Source organism: Actinomycetospora sp. (assembly GCF_055612215.1).
In genome coordinates, this window is sequence record NZ_JBVPVA010000302.1 from 1 (window position 1) to 3,354 (window position 3,354).

At 71.5% G+C, this 3,354-nt stretch carries 5 protein-coding genes; all 5 read left to right on the forward strand.

The features are described 5' to 3' along the window. Positions 1–208 (forward strand): HNH endonuclease signature motif containing protein (locus AC0CYZ_RS08535; protein ID WP_472214250.1); only part of this gene is annotated, 208 nt, incomplete at its 5' end. Between the two features lie 65 nt (positions 209–273). Next, positions 274–1,761, forward strand: coding sequence for an MmgE/PrpD family protein (locus tag AC0CYZ_RS08540; protein WP_472214252.1), 1,488 nt, complete (start codon positions 274–276; stop codon positions 1,759–1,761). 193 nt (positions 1,762–1,954) lie between these two features. Continuing rightward, complete coding sequence (locus tag AC0CYZ_RS08545; RefSeq protein ID WP_472214254.1) at positions 1,955–2,569, forward strand: superoxide dismutase; 615 nt, start codon at positions 1,955–1,957, stop codon at positions 2,567–2,569. A 168-nt stretch (positions 2,570–2,737) separates the two neighbouring features. Continuing rightward, positions 2,738–3,160, forward strand: a complete 423-nt coding sequence (locus AC0CYZ_RS08550; protein WP_472214256.1) for a DUF3099 domain-containing protein — start codon at positions 2,738–2,740, stop codon at positions 3,158–3,160. Between the two features lie 54 nt (positions 3,161–3,214). Further along, a partial coding sequence (locus AC0CYZ_RS08555) for a DUF3039 domain-containing protein (RefSeq protein ID WP_472214258.1) occupies positions 3,215–3,354 on the forward strand: 140 nt, incomplete at its 3' end.

Below are 3,354 nucleotides of genomic sequence, written 5' to 3' on the forward strand. Positions count from 1 at the left end.
CCACCACATCATCCACTGGGCCGACGGCGGCCAGACCTGCCTGTCCAACTGCGTGCTGCTCTGTAGCTATCACCACCAGCTGATCCACCACACCGGCTGGGACGTCCACATGATCGACGGACTGCCCTTCTTCACCCCACCGGCCTGGCTCGACCCCCTGCGAAGACCACGCCACAACCGACCCTGGCACGACCACCACGCCGCCTGACGCGTGCCGGGAGCGCACCGGAGGCGGAGTCGCGCGCACCGGGCTGTCCCGCCACGCTCGAGGACGTGATCCAGCACGAGGTCCGCGTCCACCCCTCGACGGACCGCCTCCAGCGCACCGAACAGCTCGCGTGGAAGCTCGCGGAGGTCGCCGCGGACCCGGTGGAGCCCGGGCCCGACGTCGTCGGGATGGTCGTGAACCGGGTGGTCGACGACGTTGCGGTCGCGACGGCGGCCCTCGCCCGGCACGCCCCGACCACCGCCCGGGCCCAGGCGCGGCGGCACCCGGCATGCGGTCGAGGAGCGACGGTGCTGGGGCTGGCGCCGGGGGACCGGGTCTCGCCGGAGTGGGCCGCGTGGGCCAACGGCACGGCGGTGCGCGAGCTGGACTTCCACGACACGTTCCTGGCCGCCGACTACGCCCACCCCGGCGACACGATCCCGCCGCTGCTGGCCGTCGCTCAGCACACCGGGGCGACGGGGGCGGCGCTCGTGCGCGCGGTCGTCACCGCCTACGAGGTCCAGGTGGCGCTGGTCCGCGGGATCTGCCTGCACGCCCACCGGATCGACCACGTCGCGCACCTCGGCCCGGCGGTCGCGGCCGGACTGGGCACGCTGCTCGACCTCGACCCCGCGACGACGTACGCGGCGATCGGGCAGGCGCTGCACACCACCACCGCCACCCGCCAGTCCCGCAAGGGCGCGATCTCGTCCTGGAAGGCCTTCGCGCCGGCCTTCGCCGGGAAGGTCGCGATCGAGGCGGTCGACCGCGCGATGCGCGGGGAGGGCGCCCCCAACCCGATCTACGAGGGCGAGGACGGCGTGCTCGCGTGGCTGCTCGACGGGCCGGCGGCGCGGTACACGGTGTCGCTGCCCGGGCCGGGAGAGCCGCGGCGCGCGATCCTCGACACCTACACCAAGGAGTACTCGGCGGAGTACCAGAGCCAGGCGATCATCGACCTGGCCCGGCGGCTGCGCGACCGTCTACCCGACCTCGCGCGGGTCACCGACGTGCTCCTCGAGACCAGCCACCACACCCACCACGTGATCGGGTCCGGGGCGAACGACCCGCAGAAGTACGACCCGGACGCCAGCCGCGAGACCCTCGACCACTCGGTGCCCTACATCCTCGCGGTGGCCCTCGAGGAGGGGCAGTGGCACCACGAGCGCTCCTACACCGCCGAACGCGCCCACCGGCCCGGGACGGTCGCGCTCTGGCGGCGGATCCGCACCGTCGAGGACCCGCGGTGGACGGCGGCCTACCACCGCCCCGAGCCGGAGTTCGGGGGCCGCGTCACGATCACCCTCGACGACGGGTCGACGGTCGCCGACGAGCTCGCCGTCGCCGACGCGCACCCCCGCGGGGCCCGGCCCTTCGGGCACGACGCGTACGTCGCGAAGTTCCGGACGCTCGCCGACGGCGTGCTCGAGGCCGCCGAGCAGGACCGGTTCCTCGACCTCGCCGCGCGGCTGCCCGTGCTGGACCCCGCGGAGCTCGGCGCGCTCACGGTCACCGCGGCGGATCTGCCCGACGGAGCCCCCGGCCTCTTCTGAGCGCGCGACAGAGCGGCGAGCGTCGACAGATCGCGAGATCGCGATCTCCGGTTTCCCCCGCCGCGGACCCGGGGCACACCCCACCGAGCCGAGCGGTGCGAGCCGATGGGGCCGCACCGAGTTGCCACTGTCTACCTACTGCCTCACGTGGCAACGACGTGTCGCGGTGCCGAGACCGAGGAGGACGCGAGCGATGGCGGAGTACACGCTGCCCGATCTGCCCTACGACTACGGGGCCCTCGAGCCCCACATCTCGGGCAAGATCATGGAGCTGCACCACGACAAGCACCACAACACGTACGTCACGGGGCTGAACAGCGCGATCGACGCCCTCGCGGAGGCCCGCGAGAAGGACACGATCGGCACCACGGCCCTGTTGTGGGAGAAGAACCTCGCCTTCAACTACGGCGGGCACATCAACCACACGTTCTTCTGGCAGAACCTCTCCCCGGACGGCGGCGACAAGCCGACGGGCGAGCTGGCCTCTGCGATCGACCGCGACTTCGGGTCGTTCGACCTCTTCCAGAAGCACTTCACGGCCGTCGCCACCACCATCCAGGGCTCCGGCTGGTCGATCCTGGGCTTCGACACGCTCGCCCAGAAGCTGCGCATCTTCCAGCTCTACGACCAGCAGGCGAACGTCCCGCTCGGGATCATCCCGGTGGTCATGCTCGACATGTGGGAGCACGCCTTCTACCTGGACAACCTCAACGTGAAGCCGGACTACGTGAAGGCCTGGTGGAACGTCGTCAACTGGGCCGACGCCGCGAAGCGCTTCGAGGCGGCCCAGGGGTCCAGCCTGGTCTGACCCTCCGATCGCGCGCGGTGATCGCTCCGACCAGCTCGTTCGCCGCGCTCGCCGACGACCCCCGGGGACACCTCTCGTCTCCCCGGGGGTCGTCGTGCGTCCGGATCGCGGTTGATCGGTGTGCCGACGGGGACCCGGAGTGGGACAGTGTTCCTAGGAGGTGATGCCGTGAGCCGGCGTCACGACGACGACCCCATCCTCATCACCGAGGCGCAGGTCTCGTTCGACGACGAGTTCGCCATCCGCAAGCGGCGATACTCGATCATCATGGCGTGCCGCATCCCGTGCCTCGTGCTGGCGGCGGTGTCCTACATGGCCTTCGGGAGCGCGCTCGTCGCGGTGCTCCTGATCGTGCTGTCGGTCCCGTTGCCGTGGGTCGCGGTGCTGATCGCCAACGACCGCCTGCCCAAGAAGGCCGGCAAGGTCAACCGCTACCAGCCGAACCGGCGGGCGGTGACGAAGGTGTCCGACGCGCAGATCATCGAGGCCTCCGAGATCCTCGAGGCGCGCACGCACCGGACGGACGGGCCGCGCCAGGAGCAGCAGGACGACGCGCAGCACGACCCGCCGCGGACCGGGACCAGCGGCTGACCCGGATCCGGGAGCCGTGACGCCGGCCGGTTCCGCGTGGGGCATCATGGAGTCATGAGCCAGACCGCGGTGCTTCCCGACGTCCGCCCGGAGGGCACGGACCGCACGAACGACGACGACCCGAAGGTCTTCCACTACGTCCGCAAGGACAAGGTGGCCGAGAGCGCCGTCATGGGCTCGATGGTCGTCGCCCT